Source organism: Pseudoalteromonas sp. T1lg22 (assembly GCF_002964645.1).
Classification (GTDB): Bacteria; Pseudomonadota; Gammaproteobacteria; order Enterobacterales; family Alteromonadaceae; genus Pseudoalteromonas.
In genome coordinates, this window is sequence record NZ_PQBY01000004.1 from 1 (window position 1) to 722 (window position 722).

A 722-nucleotide genomic window follows, 5' to 3' on the forward strand; every position below is an offset into this window, starting at 1 on the left:
TGTGACGTTACTTACAGAAGAAGCACCGGCTAACTCCGTGCCAGCAGCCGCGGTAATACGGAGGGTGCGAGCGTTAATCGGAATTACTGGGCGTAAAGCGTACGCAGGCGGTTTGTTAAGCGAGATGTGAAAGCCCCGGGCTTAACCTGGGAACTGCATTTCGAACTGGCAAACTAGAGTGTGATAGAGGGTGGTAGAATTTCAGGTGTAGCGGTGAAATGCGTAGAGATCTGAAGGAATACCGATGGCGAAGGCAGCCACCTGGGTCAACACTGACGCTCATGTACGAAAGCGTGGGGAGCAAACAGGATTAGATACCCTGGTAGTCCACGCCGTAAACGATGTCTACTAGAAGCTCGGTCTTTCGGGACTGTTTTTCAAAGCTAACGCATTAAGTAGACCGCCTGGGGAGTACGGCCGCAAGGTTAAAACTCAAATGAATTGACGGGGGCCCGCACAAGCGGTGGAGCATGTGGTTTAATTCGATGCAACGCGAAGAACCTTACCTACACTTGACATACAGAGAACTTATTGACGGGGGCCCGCACAAGCGGTGGAGCATGTGGTTTAATTCGATGCAACGCGAAGAACCTTACCTACACTTGACATACAGAGAACTTTCTAGAGATAGATTGGTGCCTTCGGGAACTCTGATACAGGTGCTGCATGGCTGTCGTCAGCTCGTGTTGTGAGATGTTGGGTTAAGTCCCGCAACGAGCGCA

1 rRNA gene is annotated in these 722 nt (G+C 51.2%); it reads left to right on the top strand.

The annotated features are described in order from the left end of the window. A 16S ribosomal RNA gene (locus tag C2M24_RS02245) occupies positions 1–722 on the top strand; the annotation flags it as partial.